Annotated in this window: 15 protein-coding genes and 1 tRNA gene; 6 read left to right on the plus strand and 10 right to left on the minus strand. The window is 44.0% G+C overall.

Features of this window, described 5'->3' with window-relative positions; all coding sequences use genetic code 11:
• The first annotated feature begins 27 nt into the window (after positions 1-27).
• Together AC4MCD_RS09985 and AC4MCD_RS09990 are read left to right on the plus strand one after the other, a co-directional pair.
• Positions 28-103, plus strand: a tRNA-Glu gene (locus AC4MCD_RS09985).
• A gap of 302 nt (positions 104-405) precedes the next feature.
• On the plus strand, positions 406-1,827 hold the full coding sequence (locus tag AC4MCD_RS09990; RefSeq protein WP_491876006.1) for an iron-containing redox enzyme family protein: 1,422 nt from the start codon (positions 406-408) through the stop codon (positions 1,825-1,827).
• A gap of 65 nt (positions 1,828-1,892) precedes the next feature.
• Here the strand turns inward: AC4MCD_RS09990 and AC4MCD_RS09995 are convergent, their stop codons facing one another.
• The 5 genes from AC4MCD_RS09995 to AC4MCD_RS10015 form a co-directional block, all read right to left on the minus strand.
• Positions 1,893-3,137: an NADH:flavin oxidoreductase/NADH oxidase family protein gene (locus tag AC4MCD_RS09995; RefSeq protein WP_419374404.1), complete on the minus strand. Its 1,245-nt coding sequence runs from the start codon at positions 3,135-3,137 to the stop codon at positions 1,893-1,895.
• Between the two features lie 127 nt (positions 3,138-3,264).
• The gene (locus tag AC4MCD_RS10000) at positions 3,265-4,275 is read right to left on the minus strand and encodes an ABC transporter permease (RefSeq protein ID WP_491876007.1); all 1,011 of its coding nucleotides are present in this window, start codon (positions 4,273-4,275) and stop codon (positions 3,265-3,267) included.
• Entirely contained in the window at positions 4,275-5,318 is a 1,044-nt protein-coding gene (locus AC4MCD_RS10005; protein ID WP_491876008.1) for an ABC transporter permease subunit, read from the minus strand. The genes AC4MCD_RS10000 and AC4MCD_RS10005 overlap by 1 nt, the downstream gene beginning before the upstream one ends.
• A 22-nt stretch (positions 5,319-5,340) precedes the next feature.
• On the minus strand, positions 5,341-7,173 hold the full coding sequence (locus tag AC4MCD_RS10010) for an extracellular solute-binding protein (RefSeq protein ID WP_491876009.1): 1,833 nt from the start codon (positions 7,171-7,173) through the stop codon (positions 5,341-5,343).
• A 16-nt stretch (positions 7,174-7,189) separates the two neighbouring features.
• Positions 7,190-10,492 carry a lytic transglycosylase gene (locus AC4MCD_RS10015; protein WP_491876010.1) on the minus strand — a complete coding sequence of 1,101 codons (3,303 nt, stop codon included), beginning with the start codon at positions 10,490-10,492 and terminating at the stop codon, positions 7,190-7,192.
• A gap of 208 nt (positions 10,493-10,700) precedes the next feature.
• On the opposite strand from AC4MCD_RS10015, the gene dnaQ reads away from it, so the two are divergent.
• The 3 genes from dnaQ to nudC all read left to right on the plus strand — a co-directional run bounded on the left by dnaQ (position 10,701) and on the right by nudC (position 14,623).
• The gene (gene dnaQ, locus AC4MCD_RS10020) at positions 10,701-12,074 is read left to right on the plus strand and encodes a DNA polymerase III subunit epsilon (RefSeq protein ID WP_491876011.1); all 1,374 of its coding nucleotides are present in this window, start codon (positions 10,701-10,703) and stop codon (positions 12,072-12,074) included.
• Positions 12,075-12,200: 126 nt separating this feature from the next.
• Entirely contained in the window at positions 12,201-13,844 is a 1,644-nt protein-coding gene (locus AC4MCD_RS10025; RefSeq protein ID WP_491876012.1) for a chemotaxis protein, read from the plus strand.
• A complete protein-coding gene (gene nudC / locus AC4MCD_RS10030; RefSeq protein WP_491876013.1) occupies positions 13,844-14,623 on the plus strand; it encodes an NAD(+) diphosphatase in 780 nt (259 codons plus the stop codon). The genes AC4MCD_RS10025 and nudC overlap by 1 nt, the downstream gene beginning before the upstream one ends.
• 69 nt (positions 14,624-14,692) lie before the next feature.
• On the opposite strand, the gene AC4MCD_RS10035 is transcribed toward nudC, so the two are convergent.
• The 4 genes from AC4MCD_RS10035 to AC4MCD_RS10050 all read right to left on the minus strand — a co-directional run bounded on the left by AC4MCD_RS10035 (position 14,693) and on the right by AC4MCD_RS10050 (position 17,772).
• Positions 14,693-15,571: an alpha/beta hydrolase gene (locus AC4MCD_RS10035; RefSeq protein WP_491876014.1), complete on the minus strand. Its 879-nt coding sequence runs from the start codon at positions 15,569-15,571 to the stop codon at positions 14,693-14,695.
• Positions 15,561-16,253, minus strand: a complete 693-nt coding sequence (locus AC4MCD_RS10040) for a BON domain-containing protein (RefSeq protein ID WP_419363359.1) — start codon at positions 16,251-16,253, stop codon at positions 15,561-15,563. Before AC4MCD_RS10040 ends, AC4MCD_RS10035 begins: the two co-directional genes overlap by 11 nt.
• Positions 16,254-16,389: 136 nt before the next feature.
• On the minus strand, positions 16,390-16,803 hold the full coding sequence (locus AC4MCD_RS10045) for a YraN family protein (RefSeq protein WP_491876015.1): 414 nt from the start codon (positions 16,801-16,803) through the stop codon (positions 16,390-16,392).
• Positions 16,804-16,812: 9 nt separating this feature from the next.
• Complete coding sequence (locus AC4MCD_RS10050) at positions 16,813-17,772, minus strand: penicillin-binding protein activator (RefSeq protein WP_491876016.1); 960 nt, start codon at positions 17,770-17,772, stop codon at positions 16,813-16,815.
• Positions 17,773-17,782: 10 nt separating this feature from the next.
• Between AC4MCD_RS10050 and rsmI the strand changes: the two genes are divergently transcribed.
• Positions 17,783-18,625 (plus strand): 16S rRNA (cytidine(1402)-2'-O)-methyltransferase, encoded by an 843-nt coding sequence (gene rsmI / locus AC4MCD_RS10055; protein WP_125278947.1) that lies wholly within the window; start codon positions 17,783-17,785, stop codon positions 18,623-18,625.
• 68 nt (positions 18,626-18,693) lie between these two features.
• On the opposite strand, the gene AC4MCD_RS10060 is transcribed toward rsmI, so the two are convergent.
• Positions 18,694-18,945: a hypothetical protein gene (locus AC4MCD_RS10060; protein WP_004782870.1), complete on the minus strand. Its 252-nt coding sequence runs from the start codon at positions 18,943-18,945 to the stop codon at positions 18,694-18,696.
• Between the last annotated feature and the right edge of the window lie 163 nt (positions 18,946-19,108).

Consider the following 19,108-nt stretch of genomic DNA (forward strand, 5'->3'; position numbering starts at 1 on the left):
TCTGGTTTAAAATATCACTTCTACACTGTCCCTATCGTCTAGAGGCCTAGGACATCGCCCTTTCACGGCGGTAACCGGGGTTCGAATCCCCGTAGGGACGCCATATTCGAGATAGTTAATTTAATTAACTTCTCATAAAAAAGCCCAAGCATAATGACTTGGGCTTTTTTATTGCTTGTTCTTTCATTCGTATTTTTAACATTTGATCAAATTGTCTCGATTGCAATTTTATTTGTTTATAAATAATTCATTTAAAAATCTTATTCTTTTACATTTTTCTTCAACTCGTTATCTATTCATTTTCATTTACAGCAATCGCACTATAAATCCGAACAAAAAATCAACACCGGTAGTATAAGCATGCCGTTAAGGTAGGAAACATAATATATCTGCAAGGATCAGATTATGTTCGTCAGTACAAAGTTAAGTTCGCCTGAATCATCTATTAAAAATCATAATCATCAATTTAATAACTTTAAAGATTGGGTCAACTTCTTTCAAGATCAACAGATTTCGACGGCAGTAAAGACCGAACAGGCTGAGAACTATTTAAGAGATTTAATCCAGCAAGTTGATGTGGCTGGGCTGGAATGGTTAGATCAACCCAGACATGTAGAGCAATATTTTCTGGAACAGCACCACCAAACCTGCGCAATTTTCCAGTCTTATGTAGAGCGGCGTAAGCAGCAGCAAGGACGTGAATACTTCCCGACTGTGTCACATGCATTTGAGTTCCTGGCCAAAGTCGCACCTGTAAAACTGGTAGACGGCTCATGGCTGTATTCAACTGTACAAAACTGGAATCGTCCGGAAACCAAAGACCTGATTTATATCTATCTGGAAGAACTGGGCATGGGTCATACTCGTGCCAATCATGTCACCATGTATCAGGACTTGCTGAATCATTATGAGCTGAACAGCTATGCCGAGCAGCTGGATGCAAGCTACTATGAACAGGCAGCCGTTCAACTGGCATTGGCCTATGCGCCGCCAGAATATCTGCCATTAGTAATTGGTTTCAATCTGGGTTATGAGCAGCTGCCATTACATCTGTTAATTACCAATTATGAGCTGTCTGAACTCGGTATTGATCCACATTATTTCAATGTACACATTACCATTGATAATGCTCACAACGGTCATGCACAAAAATCTCTGCAAGCGTATTTAGATCAGTATGCACTCGCTGAAGATCCTGCCCAGTATCTTGACCTGATTAAAAAAGGTTATGTGCTGAATGACATTGGCAAAAGTTCTACCCAGATCATCAAGCAACTGGATACTGAAAAACTGGCCTTGAAAGTGTTCCAGAACAAAGCGCTGATTGGACAATATATCCATAACCAGAAATGCCAGTTTAGTGGCAAGACTATTAATGAGTGGTTATCCGATCCGGCACAGATTGCGGGCTTCCTGAAAGTCATGATTGAAAAAGGCTGGATTGTAAAAGATGCACCTGTAGAACAAAGCCGTTTCTGGAAAATGATTGATGATCCAGATGGTAAAATGTTTGGTGTATTTAATGCCACTGAAAAACAGATTATTAAAGACTGGATTCAAGGTGAGACTTTTGCCGCTCGTCTGTCATCACGTAGCAGATCTCAAGTACATAACCAGATGGAACCAGTGCTGAACCGTATTGACCAGCAACAGATCCATCAGCTGAAAAGCCGTCTGAATCGCTGTGCTGCTGCCGAACAGAAGATTGATCTGCTGATTCCTTATGTAGCACCGCATATGCATCATCAGGAAGTAGGCTTGTGGGCAACACGTCAGCTTTCTCAGTTACTCTTCCCTTTTCAGACTCAAGCCATGACTTATTCTTAGAAAGATCATTCATAAAAAACAGGGCATTAAATATGCCCTGTTTTTGCTTCAATGCATTATGCAAATTAAGCCGATTTACGTGAATTGATCTGACCTTTAATCACAGCCTTCACATTGCCTTTTACGTAATTTAAAAATACCTTTAAAGGTGACAGTTTTGGATTTGGTCGATTACCTTTGGCAATTTCTTTAAATTGCGCGGCATACCAGATGATTTCCATAATCGCCATCTTATCGATCATTGGAATACCAGTTTTAATTTTCTCAACTGCATAACGTACATCCTGTCCTGCAACCAGACGGTTACCCAGATCAGGCTCGACCGCAAATGGACGTGCAATACCGACAAAATCACATGCGCCGCTATCTAGAGCTGCATTCATACCCACTGCGGTACGGAAGCCACCCGTCACCATCAAATGACAATTAACTTCCTGACGGATCTTTTCGGCAAAGTCGAGGAAATAGGCTTCGCGGGCAACTGTTGATGCTTTACGTTTCTCTGCTTTTACCCCAGCCATTGCGGGTGCTTCATAGGTTCCGCCAGAAACTTCAATAATATCGATCCCGGCTGCATCCATCGCCTTAAAGACATAAATAACGTCTTCTTCACTAATGCCACCGCGCTGAAAGTCTGCCGAATTTAATTTCACTGAAATAACAAAATTTTCAGAAGTTGCTGCACGTACCGCTTTATAGGCTTCTAGCAAGAATCGGCTGCGGTTTTCAATACTACCACCCCACTGGTCTTGACGTTTATTGGTCAGCGGCGATAAAAACTGGCTAATCAGATAACCATGTGCACCATGTAGCTGCACGCCTTCAAATCCCGCCTTTTCACAAATGGCAGCTGAAGTCGCAAAGCGCTGGATAATATCTAAAATTTCATCTTCACGCAGTTCACGTGGCGTACCGAAACTCATCGCCAGTGCCGGACTAAAAGGCACAGCTGAAGGCGCTACGGTTTCTTTATTCAAGCCTTTCGGGCACTGACGTCCAGGATGAGACAACTGTACCAGTTGCACCATGCCATGACGTTTGCCGACATTCGCCCAAGCTTTTAACTTTTCCAGATCACGTTCAGTTTCTACTACCACTACACCAGGTTCATTCTTGGCACGAAAATCCACCATGACATTACCCGTAATCGCACAGCCTAAACCGCCTTTGGCCCACGCCTCATACAACTTTAAATGGGCCTGATTGGGTTGGCCTGCATCATTAGCCAATGCCTCACTCATGGCACCTTTGATGATACGGTTTTTAAACTGGGTATTACGGATCTGGATAGAATCGGCCAATTGTGTCATGTACTTTCCTGAAATGTTTATCTTATTTTATATGTGTTATAACCCAACTTGCCATAATTGACAATTCATATTGTCAAATGGATACAAATTTTATTTGTGGATATTAAGGCAGTCTTAAAAAATCATTTTAAATTTTAGGATCGAAAGCATCCCGGATGGCTTCACCGATATAGATGAGCAAAGACAAGACAATGGCCAAGGTTAGAAAACCGGATAAGGCCAACCACGGCGCATTGAGATTATTTTTACCCTGTAGCAATAATTCACCTAGAGAAGCGGTTTCAGGCGGCAAACCATAACCTAAAAAGTCCAGTGCAGTTAGTGCGCTGATGTTGGCAGTCAGCATAAAAGGCAGCTGGGATAGGCTGGAACTCATTACATTGGGTAAAATATGCCTGAACATGATTCGACCGTGCCCTGCTCCAATGCTTCTCGCTGCCCAGACATATTCCAGATTTCTGGCCCGTAAAAATTCGGCGCGCACCATCGACACCAGTGTGGTCCAGCCAAAAAATAGCATGATTACAAATAGCCAGTAAATATTTGGACTAAATACGCTGACCAGAATCATCACCATAAACAGCATCGGCAGGCTGCTCCAGACCTCAAGTGCACGTTGTCCGATCAGGTCAATCCAGCCACCATAATAGCCTTGAACTGCACCGACCAGCACACCTAATCCTGCCGACAGCAAAGTCAGTGCAAAGCCAAACAGCAAGGAAATACGCAGACCATATAAAATCCGTGCTAGCACATCACGTCCTTGATCATCGGTCCCCAGCCAATTTTGTTGGCTTGGTGCTGAAGGCACTGGAATATCGAGTGTCAAATTGGGTGTGTCATATGCAAAACGGATCACTGGCCAGATTGCCCAGCCTTTGGCATTAATCAGCTGCTGTACCGCAGGATCCTGATACTCGGCTTCAGTTTCAAAGACACCCCCAAAAGTCGTTTCAGGATATGACTTTATTACTGGCAGATAATAGGAATCCTCATACTTGATCAGTAAAGGCTTATCGTTAGCGATCAGCTCAGCACCAAGTGACAAGATAAAAATAATGATAAAGGCAATGCAGCAGGCAAATCCGGTTTTATTATTTTTAAAACGTTGCAAACTGGCGCGTAGCATTGGTGACATTATTTTGACCCTCGCGAATCAAAATGAATCCGGGGATCAATCACCCGATACAGCACATCACTGATCAAACGCAAAACTAAACCCAATAAAGTAAAAATAAACAAGGTTCCAAAAATGACCGGATAATCCCGCTGCAGAATCGCTTCAAATCCCAGCATGCCCAAACCATCCAGATTAAAGATGATTTCAATAAACAGGTTCCCGACAAACAAAATACCGAGCAAAGCTTCTGGCAATCCAGCGATCAACACCAGCACAGCATTGCGCAGTACATGCCGGTAGAGCACTGCCCTGTCCTGTAGTCCCTTCGCTCTTGCTGCCAGCACATATTGTTTACTGAGTTCTTCCATAAAGGAAAATTTCACCAGATAAGTCAGCCGTGCAAAACCACCGAGCACCATGGCCAGCAATGGCAAAGCCATATGCCAGAAATAATCTCGAATTTTTCCAAAGATAGATAATTCAGCAAAATTTTCCGAGCTTAATCCTTGTAAAGGAAACCATTGCAGATAGGAACCACCTGCAAAAAATACAATCAGCAAAATCGCAAAGATAAAGGCTGGAATGGCATAGCCCACAGCCAGCAGCAAAGACGTCGTTTGATCAAACAGGCTGCCATGCTTTTTGGCTTTCTGGATGCCAAGAGGAATAGAGACCAGATAAATGAGCAAGGTACTCCAGAAACCTAGAGACAGTGAAACTGGCAATTTCTCCCAGATCAGTTCAGTCACAGCTTGACCTTTAAAAAAGCTCTGGCCTAAATCAAACTGGGCATAGCTTTTCAACATTTCCCAGAACCGTAAATGAACCGGCTGATCAAATCCATACTGAATCTTGATCTGCTCCAGCATTTCGGGTGTCAGGCCTTGCTGCCCCTGATACTGCAAACCACCGATCGCCAAATTATTCGCATGCTGTGCCTGATAGATGGCCTGTTCCACAGGGCCACCCGGTGCAAGCTGAATCACCACAAAATTGATCAGTAAAACCATCAATAATGTCGGAATCATAAGAAGCAAACGTTTGACGATATAAGTGCTCATGGCACTCCCCGAAGCTGAAAACCTAACGATATTTTAAGTACGGTGCCACTTTTCTGGCTTTAGCGGTATCCACCCACCAGTAATCAATACCCACAGAAAGCTTGGGCTTGATTTTAGGCTGTTGATACATATTCCAGTAAGCATACCAGTATTCACCCGTACCATAGGTCGGAATATGATAATAACCGGCCCGCAATAAACGGTCTAAAGCTCGGGTACTATAAATCAGCTGCTCACGACTTTGTGCCTGAACTACCTGATCAATCACCCGATCAATCACCGGATTTTGAATACCCGCATAATTATAATTGCCTGGCTGACGTGCCGCCTGACTGCCCCAAAACTGTTTCTGTTCCTGCCCCGGTGTCAGTGATTGCGGCATGGTATCCACAATCATATCAAACTGATAATTTCTTAGTCGCTCATAGTACTGAGCCGTTTCCACCATCCGAATATGCGCCTGAATTCCTAAACGTTTCAAATGGCGTAGATAAGACATTAGATGACGCTGCTGTTCAGCTTGGTGCAGTAGAAATTCGATCTGTACAGGTTTACCTTGAGCAGTCACCAGGTTTCCCTGCTGATAACGGTAACCGGCATTCAATAAAATTTGTCGTGCCTGTAATAAATTTTTGCGGTTAAACCCTGAGGCATCTGATTGCGGATAATGCCAATCCTGTAATACCGCCTGACGTTGCACCGGATGCAATTTGGATAAATTTGGCTGTAATATTTTCAGCTCCTGAGCACTCGGCTTGCCTGTAGATGCCAGTTCACTATTACTAAAAAAGCTGTTCAGACGCTGATATTCCCCATGAAACAAGGCTTTATTTAGCCATTCAAAATCATAGGCCAGAGTTAAAGCTTGCCGGAAGCGGATATCGGCAAAGGGCTGACGCCGGGTATTAAAAATCAGGCTTTGGGTTGGAACCGGATTGTGATGGTGAAAACGATAGGTTTTGATCTGGCCTTGCTCTACCGCAGGAAAGCGATAATCACTTACCCAGCGGTTAACCTGTTTTTCCTCATGCAGTGTGAACTGGCCCGACTTAAAAGCTTCAAACTTGATTTCTGGACTACGGTAATAGCGATACTGTATGCGATCAAAATTATAACGTCCACGATTGACCAGCAGGTCTTTACCCCAATAATGTGGATTACGTTTATAGGAAATACTACGTCCTGCATCAATGCGATCAATCACATAAGGCCCAGAACCCAAGATTGGTTTCAGGTTAATGTCCTTGAAGTTACGCTTTTGCCATTCCTGCTGAGAATAGATCGGCATTTGCGTCACAATCATCGCCATTTCCGGATTATGGCGAGACCTAAAACTGATCTTAACTTTTAATGGTGACAGGACTTCGGTTTTTTTAATATCTGCCAGATACATCTGCAAGCCGAAATTGGACTGGGTCTGATACAGATCAAAACTGTATTTCACATCCTTGGCTGTCACTGGCTGGCCATTACTGAATCTGGCTTTAGAATTTAAATGGAAAATAATATAAGCAGTCTGCTTGGGATCGAAACTGACTTTCTCAGCCAGCAAAGGATAATAAACGCCAGGCTCATCCAGGGATTTTGACATAAGACTGTCAAAAATATAATTAACCCCTTCTGTGACATTGCCCTTACCATTCATGCTGTTCAGATTATCAAAACTGCCATCGGCTGCCTGAATAAGAATGCCGCCTTTGGGCGCTTGCGGATTGGCATAAGGCAGAGATTTAGCCTGTGCATATTTGGGTACACTATGCAGTGCAATATAAGGCGTCGTAATGACTGCTGCCCCGCTGGAACTGATGATCCAGGGGGCAGCAAGAATCCATAAGACATGGATGGGATTAAACAATTTCACGATCCAGAAATTAGTTTGGAACCTTAATCACATCACCAATACGCAATTGAGTATTGGGTTTCAGTTCATTCATTTCTGCCAACTCATTGGTTGCCATACCATAACGGGATGCCAGACCGATCAAGGTATCGCCACGCTTCACCTTGTATTCAGTGACCAGCTTTGGAAGCTGAAGCGTTTGGCCTACACGTAAACCGGCACGTGGACTAAGATTATTCAGGCTCGCCAGATCAGTAACGGGTACTCCTACACGATTGGCAATCGCAATCAAAGACTCCCCAGATTTCACCGTATAGGATTCTGTCGCCTTGGAAGATGCAGATTTTGTTGCGACTTTCACTACCGGCTCTTTTTTAGCGATCTGAATATCTTCATTAATTTTTAAATGCTGTCCAATCCGTACATTGCTATTGGTGCTTAGGCCGTTCAGGTCTGCCAGATAACGTAATTGTAGATGATATTGGCGGGCAATCGAGCTTAAGGTTTCACCAGATTTCACAATGTGAGTATCTGATTTGACATTCTTTTCCTGAGTCTCGGTGACCACTTCCTGCACAGGTTCAGGACTGCCAGATAATTTCAGATGCTGACCCACACGCAGATTGGCACTACGGGAAATATTGTTCAGGTTGGCAATCTGATCCATCGACAGATTATATTTTGCTGCAATCCCAGTCAGCGTATCACCCGATTGAACCGTATAACTGTCAGGAACCTGACTACCGGCCGGAATTTTGATGGTTTGACCAATGCGTAAGCCGCTGTTTGCAGACAGGCCATTTAATGCTGCCAGTTCAGATACCGTCAATTTACTTTGATTGGCAATGCTGTACAGGGTTTCACCACGTTTGACCTGATAGCTTTCTGTTGGAGTATGATCAACCTTAACATTCTCAAACTTCTGCTCTACTTTTTCGGTTTTCTTACTGCTCGCAGTCAGTTCTTCAACTTCATTAAGAGGAACATTAATTTTCTGTCCGACCATCAAACTGCTACCAGCAGTTAAACCCGGAGTTAGTGCTGCAAGCTCGGCGTTCGACAATGCATAACGGTCCGCGATCAGTTTCAGATATTCACCACGTTTAACAGTATAGGACTTGGTCTGAACTTTGGCAGTTTCGGCTTTTTTACTGTCTTCAGCTTTCGCTTTGCTGGCACTTTCTTTCAGGGAAAGCTTTTGCCCCACAAATAAACCACTGGTCGCACTCAGATCATTATAATCGGCCAACTGTTTGACGCTCAGGCCGAACTGACTGGCAACACTGGTCAATGAATCATTGGCTTGAACCACATAGCTTTCTGGTTTCTCTTTGGCTTTCGGTGCTTCCTGTACCGGCTTGGCATCATAGAGATAAATTGTGGTGCCTACATATAAGGTAGAGTTTGGATCAATCTGGTTCCATTTCGCGACATCACGCCAGTTCACGCCATTTTTGGCAGCAATCAATGCTAGATTATCACCCGGTAAGACCTTATAGGTACTGCGCTTACCTTTCGGTGCCACAACCACGACTTCTGAATCAGTTTTTACATAGTTTTTGCCTTGATTAAGTCGGGCTTCAACTGAATCTGCACTGGTGTTTACAGCGACTTCTTTCGGATATGAGAATCCTTTGGTCAGTTCCTTGCCCTGCTGCTCGGCAATAGACTGACTGGTCTGAATTGCAGTCAGTTTAATCTTGCCATCATAAGGGTCAACAATTTCTGTACCTGCAGGTGCCAGTGCTTTCAGCTCTTCAATGACCTGTGCCTGTTCAGCCGCAGTCGCTACAGGTTGTAAAAGCTCATCCACGGTTTTATTAATTTCTTCTGCTGACACCACTTTCTGGATTTGCTGACGTTCAGCTGCGGTAATTGGTGGCTCGACCTGGATAGGCTTCACTGAAGCAACTGGCGTCACAGCAACCGGAATACGTGGCGCGCTTGGAATAGGCAATTCACTTTTTGCCGCAAATTCAGCAAGTGCTTCGGAACCACGTGGTGTGCTGACCCGTTTGGTGGTTTGTGCAGTTAGATTAGGTGTCGTCGTGGTTGACACTGCTGCTGGTGCAGTCGTAGCTGGCTTTGGTGATGTGGTCGCAGTTGGAGCTTTAGTTGCTGTTGCAGTCTTAGCAGTCGTAGTGGCAAGCACCGGCGGAGTCTGCTTGGCAGGTACGATGGTGGTACTGGTTGATGCTGGTGCTACAGTTGGCTTTGGAGTTACTGTAGTGGTCGTTTTAGGCGAGTTACTGACAGTACCTGCCCATAAGCCGCTTGAACTAGACTGCAGTTTTTTCAGTTTTTCATCAATCGATGGACTTAAGTCAGCCGGAATCAAAATACGGCGCGGACTTTCCGGATCAATACGATCACCACGATGCCCCGGGTTAAGCTGATACAGTTCAGCACGACTTAAACCCGTAATCGCTGCAATCTCATTTAAGTTGGCAGCACCGACAGGCACTTCACGAAAGTGAGGACGGTTGGCAATTGGCGGCAAACTCACGCCATAAGTACCTGGATTTTTCACGATCTGCGCAACTGCCAGGAAGCGCGGCACATAGTTCATGGTTTCCTGAGGCAGTTTCAAGGACCAGTAATCGGTAGGCAAACCTGCGGCCTTATTACGGTTAATCGCCTGCTGGATACGTCCCGGACCGGCATTATAAGAGGCCAAAGCCAATTCCCATGAACCAAACTGGTTATATAAGCTGCCCAAGAATTCATAAGCCGCACGGGTCGATTCCACCACATCACGACGGCCATCGTAAAGTGAGGTCTGTTTCAGACCATAAATACGGCCGGTACTCGGAATGAACTGCCATAAACCTGCCGCTGCTGCACTACTGGTCGCCGCCGGGTCATAAGAACTTTCAATAATCGGTAATAAAGCCAGTTCCGTAGGCATGCCACGGCGCTCAGCTTCTTTCACCGTGTAATATAAATAGCGCGATGCACGGGCACTCAGGCGGTCCAGATAAGGCTGACGGGAAATAAACCAGCCACGCTGCGCATCAATACGCGGATTCCAGGTATTCAGATCCATCTTGAAACCCACGGTCATCCGTTTCCAGATATCACCATGCTTCAAAATCAGTAAGCGGTCACCTTCAACCGCACGCATATCCGTTGCAGAAAGTAAATCTTCCAGCCCATCCAAACTGCTTGCATCTAGATATTGTGAGCCAACCTGCTTGCTTGACGCTTTCTGGGTCGCACTTTGTGTAGAAGAACAGCCCGTCAGTCCCAAGGAAGCGAGAGCCGTTCCAAGTACAGAAAATTTTAAAAATGCTGGTAATGCGGGCTGCCACAAAATTGCGGTTGGTTTATACATAAAGAAATCCAAACAATTCGTATATAAATTTATTTTTTAGATATGCCATTGTAGTGAAGCATGTCGTGGACACAAGGCATTAATTTACCCCGATTTCACGTTAAATGTTACAAGAAATTAAAAAAACTGGTGCATCTAGACGCATCAAGCGTATTTGCGTTATACAATATCCGCTTCAGCAAGTTCTTTTTTGATCGGATTTTAATTTATGTCTCACACTATCACGCTATATGTTGATGGCGCCTGTCGCGGCAACCCGGGTTTAGGCGGTTGGGGTGCGTACATAATTACCGAACAGCAGGAACACAAAATTTGCGGTGGCGAAGATCATACCACCAATAATCGCATGGAGCTGACCGCAGCGATCGAAGGCATTCAGTACTGTCCAAAAGATGCCAAGCTGGTCATTTATACCGATTCCAATTATGTCAAACAAGGCATTACCGAATGGATTCATGGCTGGAAAAAGAAAAACTGGAAAGATGTTAAAAATCCGGATCTATGGCAAAAGCTGGATGCCACCTGCCAAGGCCGCGATATTGAATGGCACTGGGTAAAAGGCCATGCCGGACATCCTGGCAATGAAATGGCCGATCAACTGGCCAATCAGGGTGCAGATGAAACCTTAAAAAAATCCAAATCAGTTACTGCAATCACTGAAAATAAAAAAAAATCTGAACCTGACTGGCTTCTAGACGACCCTTTTGGGCTGGACCTTGTCGATAGTGAAGAAGAACTCGAAGAGAGCATGGAAATGGCTGTAGAAGAAATGGAACAGACTGAAAATTTAGAAACAGCTGAAAATACCGATAAGTCCGCTTCAGTCACTTCAGATTCAACCGAACTACATCCGCAAATTGTGATTACACCGCCGACCTTAGAGCTGCATGGCCCTCGTCAATTGATTCTGGATACTGAAACTACCGGTTTCTATTATCAGGATGGTGACCGGATCATTGAGGTCGGTGCGATTGAGATGATTAACCGGAAACTCACCGGCAGCTCAATCCATATTTATATCAATCCGAAAAAACCGGTTGGCGATTCGGTGAATGTCCACGGTATCACCGACGAGTTCCTGCAAGACAAGCCGCTGTTTGAAGAAATCTCACAGGTACTGTTTGACTATCTGCAAGGCGCCGAAATTATTGCGCATAACGCGACCTTTGATATGAACTTCCTGGATATGGAGTTCAAGCGTGCAGGCTTTGTCGCGCTTTCTGAAGTTTGTGAAGTGACCGATACCCTGGCAATGGCCAAGTCCAAGCATCCGGGACAGAAAAACTCTCTGGACGCCCTCGTCCGTCGTTATGAAATTCCACAACGTGACCGTACCTTCCACGGTGCCTTGCTCGATGCGGAAATTCTATCCGATGTTTATCTGGCCATGACTGGTGGACAAGTCTCTTTTGATATGGATGCCCTGTCACATACCGAAGAACAAGGCGGCAGTTCAGGCACTGTGAAAATCGAAATTGAATTGCCTGTGATTCTTCCATCAGATGAAGAACTTGCCGAACATGAGAAATGGGTCAAACAATTTGAAGAAAAGCATGGAACGCCTTGCCTTTTTGCCAAATAAAATCTAAATTTCAAGCAGTAATTTCGCTTTTAAAATACAGTTCTTCAGTTATAGTAATTCCAAAGAGGCCCCGTCCGATAAAGCGGGGCTCATATATAGATAATACTCAAGGAAAGGTGCAGATCCATGTCTTACCAAACCTCTATACATTTTGATCCAACAGCTTTACTGATAATAAAAAATGAGGTTGATAACTCGATCAAGTTAGTCGAATCAGCAGTAAGCACCTTGGTAGAAGATCAAACTTTACCTTTTGGCATTGACGATGCATTAAATCAGTTCGAACAATGTGCACAGGTACTGGCACTGATTGATATGCCGAATCTGGCACAAATTGCACAATATTCAGCAGAACTGATGCGCAAGATTATGGGGAATCCGGCGCAGGTCAACACTCAGGATGTGATCGCATTGAGTGAAGGCACCACCATGCTGAAGCGCTATATCGAATTTATCTGCTTACGTGAAGTGAAAATTCCACAGTTCCTGCTCGATACCCTGAACCGTCTGGAACTTGCGCTTGGTAAACCATTAACCACTGAAGGTCAGCATATTGAACCTTTGCTTGACCTGATTACTCCAGACTTCCAGTTACCCCAAGTACCAGGTCTGGAAAAATCCAAATATGTGCAACGCCTGTATAAGCTGTCTCTTAACAAACTGCTGAAACAGGAAGAAAGCGAGATGGACCTGCAAGCGATCAAACTGGTCGGTACTTATCTGGCAGGTCTTTCAGCAAATCATCCAAGCAAGCAATACTGGCATCTGGTGCATGTTGCTTTTGATAATATTGATCACCTGCTCATCAATGAACCACGTTTACGTACTTTAATCAGTATTGAACGCAACATGGCACAGTACTTTAGTTCAGCCGACAGCTTCAAAGCCTCTCTGTCTGATCTGGCAAATGTATTAAGCTTATGTATCAGTCAGGAAGATGCAACTGCACAGCAAATCCGTAGCCAGCTGAATATTGGTGATGATCTACTGACAGATATGCAACTTCAGGTATTTAGCCGTCACCTATATGGTCCGGACTTTGAAACCATGCATACCATTAGCGAACTGGTAACTGCTGAAATGACCCAGATCCGCAATGATATCGAATACAACTATCAGCACATGACACCTGAAAAAACTCAGGAACTTCAAACTCAGCTGAATAGCTTGGCCAATATCTTCAAGGTTCTGAATCTGAACGAAGCCTATCATGACTTAAACCGTCAGGCAGCTTCACTCAGTCAGGCAGATATTCTGAAAGATGAGTCTTTTGCCCAGCAGTTGATGAATGTGATTTTATCTGCAATGAACTCGATTGGTGTATTGGAACGTCACCATACTTCGAGCCGTCTGCAGCTACGTGTGAATAACATGAATATCTCGCTGGATCGTCTGGACGAAGCACACAACGCTTTGTTAAATGAAACCAAGGCGTTGATTGAATTGTCTAGCCAGATTCTGACTGATTATCTGCAGGATCAAGATCTGACCAAACTTGAACCTGTACCCACCCAGTTCTGTGAAATTGGCGGTGCCATGCTGTTCCTGAATGCTGAACATGTGAAAGCTGCATTCAATACAACTGCCCTGTTTATCAAAAACCGTATTGAACAGTCGGTTGCATTAACACCAGCAGAAATTCATCATGCGCTGGATGCATTGGCTAGTGCCGACATGATGATCGACAACTTAAAGAACAAACAGCCTGTATTACAGTCCATGTTTAAGGTAGCATTAGACAGTAGTGAGAAACTGAAAATCGTTGCCTAATGTCTAAAAAATTATCACTTGCTTATATTTTCCAGCAGCAACAGTTACTGGTCGATCAACACTTTCAACTGCCTCAAGTTGAAGCTTTGGCAAGTGATTTGCTGCTGAATCCGGGTGATCAGGTGATTGCCCGTGATCTTCTTCCAGATGAGCCGATTCCTGAAAGCTTGCAGCTGGTTCCAATCCGTCAATTATTACAGTTTTGGAATGTTCAGCAATTTGAACAGGCCAGTCGTGCTGTGCAACTATTGGAATGGCGCCGGAATCACAAGTTCTGTAGCCACTGTGGTACCCCGACTGAAGCCCATGCTGTTGAATATGCCATGGTTTGTCCAGCTTGCCATTATCGTCAGTATCCACGAGTGCAACCTTGTGTGATTACCGTGATTACCCGTGGTGAAGATGAAATTTTGCTGGCTAAAAATGCACGTAATACCAAAAGCCAGATGTATGGCCTGATTGCCGGATTTGTCGAAGTTGGGGAAACACTTGAAGAAGCGGTACGTCGCGAGACGCTGGAAGAAGTCGGCTTGAAATTGAAAAATATCCAGTATCTGGCCAGTCAGCCGTGGCCCTTCCCAAGTAACCTGATGATTGCCTTCAAAGCAGAATATGCTGGCGGTGAGCTGCAATTGCAGGAAGAAGAAATTAGCGATGCGAAATTCTTCAAGTTTGATCAGCTGCCTGAAATTCCGTTTAAAGGCAGTATTGCCCATGCCATGATCATGCATGTGACCCAAGGCACGCCAGTCGCAGATGATACCTGTGAATGGCTCTAAGGTTTTTAATTAAAAAAGCCCGGTTTTTATACCGGGCTTTTTTGTGGGAATTACCACGATCACAGATCTTCACTTAAAAGCATCTTCTAGCGCCCACATCACACGCGGCTTGGTTTCAAAGAACCGGCTAAACAAACTGGACAATGAACCAATCATTGTAATATGGCCCAGTTTCGGAATCGTAATCAGCTCACTATGATTGCCATGGTCTTTTAATACTCGATCCAGATCTTGACTGTTAAAATGACCGACAATATTGTCCCGCTCTGCCATGAACAGATAATGTTTGGTGGAGGTATTTTCCACAAAATAATATGGCATCACCTGCTGATACGGAATCGACTGGTCAAAAGCATCTGCACAGATTGGATCATCTTTATAGTTAAAATGATAAGGTCCTGCCAGACCAATAATGGCGCGGATTTGTTCCCGCTCAATCATGGCCTTTTGTGGATGGTATAGCGCTGACATGACATTAAATGCTCCGGCTGAATGTCCCATCAAGACCAGATTTTCCGTAGAAACATTTAACTGGCCTGCATGCTGCTGCAAATGATTTAGCAACAGATGCAGGTCATTAATATAGATTGGGAAAATGTATTCAGGCGCTAGGTGATAATTCATCACCACCACATCATAGCCTTCTTTGGCAAAGGCTTCACCAATGAAGTGGTAATCCTTTTTATCACCATGCAGCCAGGCACCACCATGGACAAAGACAATCAGGGGGCGATGCGCTAAAGGCTGATGACTTAAAAACAGATCAAAACGTTGACGGGCTTTTAAGCCATAGGCTAACTGGGTTTCAACACTATAACCCTGTTTTGGGGTTAAACGGTTCAGCGCATAACTGCCAAAATCATAGATCCGGAAATCTTTATAACGTTGTTGGACTTCAAGGATCCGATCTGACAGCTGCGTTTTAAATTGACCTACCTTATGGAACATCAGTCGGTTCAACTGTATCAGGATCAATGGCGACTGGAGTCTGTTCAACACCCGACTGTGCATAAGATGCAGGCGCTGCAAAATTCTGGTTAGTATGATAACCAGAGCGCTGATCCACGTTGTCGATGAGCGTGACAATTTTCGTGATATTCCCCACTTGTTGCAGCACCTGATTCAGGTCATCGATTTCTGCACTGTTCAGACGTCCCATCACATACAGTACACCATCTTCAGTATGCACATGCACTTTGCTGTCAGACACCACCGGTGCTTTCATAATCAGGCCACGCGTATTCGCCGTCACGGCGGTATCCTGCATGATCGTAGTATAGCTGCTCTGGTTACCCACAGTGATAAAGTTATGCACCGCTTTGACATCACTCATGGATTTGACATTATCTTCTGCCAATTGCTTGAGATGCGCATCCGGCACCTGCCCGGTCAACAGGACATTGCCATGGAAGCTTTCAATATTGACCCTTGACTGTTTAAAACGTGAATCCAGTTTATAAAGATTAATTTTTGCAGTACGTACAATAGAAGAATCGATAAATACCTGTCCTAGCGTCCGAGCTCCATTTTCGGTACCTACAGGAGCCGTACCAGTACCGCTAGAAATAAAGCTGGCACAACCCGATAAACTTGCGACACACAGCATTGTTATTGCAATACGCTTAACCACTCAGCAAGACTCCTTAATTTTAATCAGTCTTATTTCAATATAATAATCTGTTTTTTCAAGGCCAGATGTTGTTCATCATACTTGAACTTTCCCATGATGCTGCAAATTTTATCTGCCGCATCAGATCTTATTTTATTCAAAGATTAATAAACTCTTGATCAAAAGTAAAAGCATTTTCAAACCAGTGCAGATCATAAGGGTATTGAGAAAAATCATGCTGTATGGTTTTTGCAAAATACCGATTAAAATCAAAACAAATCACATCAAAACGATAGTAATAATGTGCAAACTGTGGATTTTTTTGAATAAAACATACAGCCGTTTGTAGGACTTTTCGTTGCTTGGCAGAGGAAACAGATTCATAAGCCAATGCATAACCCGTTTTAGCCCGTGCTTTTACTTCGACAAAGACCAGTTCCTGCTCACGCTGCATGACCAGATCAAGTTCACCATAGCGGCTATGCCAGTTTCTGGCAATGAGCTGAAAGTCTTGTTGCTGCATCAGTTGGGCAGCTTGCTGTTCTGCCCATGCACCTAATCGTTTCTGCATCGCTGACCCTTATAGTGCCTTGAGACCTTTGGCACTCTGCTGAAAACAGGATGGCGTACGTTGTATGCCCTGATCCGATACCCGAATCATTCCAGTACGACCTTGGAATTCAATATTGCGTATTCTTTTATTGTTCAAATAAAACTGGGTGATTTGCCAGGCATCGCCACCAAAAGCAATCAAGCGCTGATAGGACATATTTACCGGTGCTTGATGATAAGCCTGCATCACATCAGGCCAGTTAGCAAAATAAAGTACCGGTACATCGCAGAACTTGATGCCTCGTGGCGGAACATGCTGTTCATTAATTGCATTTGCGACTGTATAAATCCGTTTATGTCCTAAACCATGTAAGGATTCCAGCCAGTCTGCATTGCCAAGCAATAGTATCCCCTGCTTGCTCTTCAGAAAAAATGTCGGCTTCTCGATCATTTCCAGTTGCAGCTCACTCTGGCTAAGTAGTGACATTAGCAATAGTTCATGTTCTGACTCACTGCCCGGTTGACGCAGCACAAACAGTTGCTGAATCCCATCTAGCGCAATCTGCTTCTGTAATGCAGCTGCATCTTCTTTTTTCGACAGGCTAAATTGCCAGATATTTGGGGCCGTGAGGCTAGTTTCATTCAAACTCAGTGTACGAATCTTGGGTTTAGACTGCACCAGCTGCTCTACATCCTGACGTGCCAAAGGACCAATCACCATTTGTGTCTTTTTACTGACATGCTGTTTGAGTAGCTGAGAGATTTTTTTCTGGTCTGAATTAACCCATTTCAATGGTACTTTCTGTCCGGACGCCATATACGCACTGAGAAATCCTTGCTTGATACTCGAAGCGGCTCGCGCCAAGGGGCCGGTTTCAGGTAGAATAATCAGCACTTCCGCTTGTACGCTGCTGACGCAGGCCAGTAACCCCAAGCTCAAAATTTTATTTTGAATCTTCCATTTTTTATTATTCGATTTATTCCACATGGAGAAACCTATGAGTGCTCAGTTATTTGTTGTTGCGACTCCAATCGGGCACTTAGATGATATTAGTTATCGTGCAATTAATGTATTGAAATCGGTGAGTCTTATTGCAGCTGAGGATACACGAACTTCTGCACAATTACTTAAACACTTTAATATTCAAACACCTTTGACAGCCTGTCATGAACATAATGAAAGCAACAAGATTGATCAGCTGATTCAACGCCTGCTCAATGGTGAAGATATGGCATTGATCAGTGATGCAGGCACACCACTGATTAGCGATCCAGGATTCAAGTTTGTCCGTGCTGCGCAAGAACATAATATTCGTGTGGTTCCTGTGCCGGGCGCATGTGCTGCAATTGCCGCTTTAAGCGCAGTAGGTTTACCGAGTGACCGTTTCAGCTTTGAAGGTTTTTTGCCGTCTAAACAAAGCCAGCGGCTCTTGACTCTGGAAAAACTGAAAGATGAAACCCAGACCTTAATTTTCTATGAAGCGCCACACCGCATTCTAGAATGTGTCAAAGATCTGGCAGCAGTATTCGGTGCAGAGCGTCCTGTCGGTTTTGCCCGTGAAATTACCAAGACCTTTGAAACCATCAAGAAAATGACACTGGGTGAACTGGTTGAATTTGTTGCCAATGACCATAACCAGCAAAAAGGTGAAATCGTACTGGTGATTGGCGGTTCTATCGAAGAGAAAGATCTGGATCAGGAAAAACTGGACAAGCTGTTACTGCGTTTATTGCAGGACCTGTCTGTCAAAGCAGCTTCACAACTCGCTGCAGATTTGACCGGGATCAAGAAAAAAATTGCCTATCAACGTGCTCTGGAACTGACTTCAGCCAACGACTAATTTTTCTTTATCCATAAAAAACACCACAATCAATGTGGTGTTTTTTTATTTACTAATATTGAGTGCAATTATTCTCTTGCAACGGATTCATCAGCTGGAACTTCAGTAATACGGCCACCGCTTGCCAGAAAAGCCGCAATTTCATCTTCAAGTGCCTGACGTTTTTTCTGCTTAGCAGTTACAGTCAAAGTTTCAGCTTCTAATACGTCTGTATCATTCACAACTTCTTCGCTACTTGCAGCGCCTTTTTCTGCTGCTTTTGCTTCATCGTCGTCGATTACAGGATCTTCTACATCATCATAATCATTTACATCTGTCATTTTGCTCTCCCCACAAACGGCTTCGCTTTTATCTATTGAACCAAGCTTTAAATTAACTGAAATTTAGCAATCTCTTTGGTCTTCGCCTAGCCCTAATTTTCAAAAAATCGTATCTTTTTTAAACAAAATGGTTACTCTTTATAGATGTTTGTTTAAAAAATTT

The sequence above is a fragment of the Acinetobacter sp. CAU_H_78 genome (genome assembly GCF_058599365.1).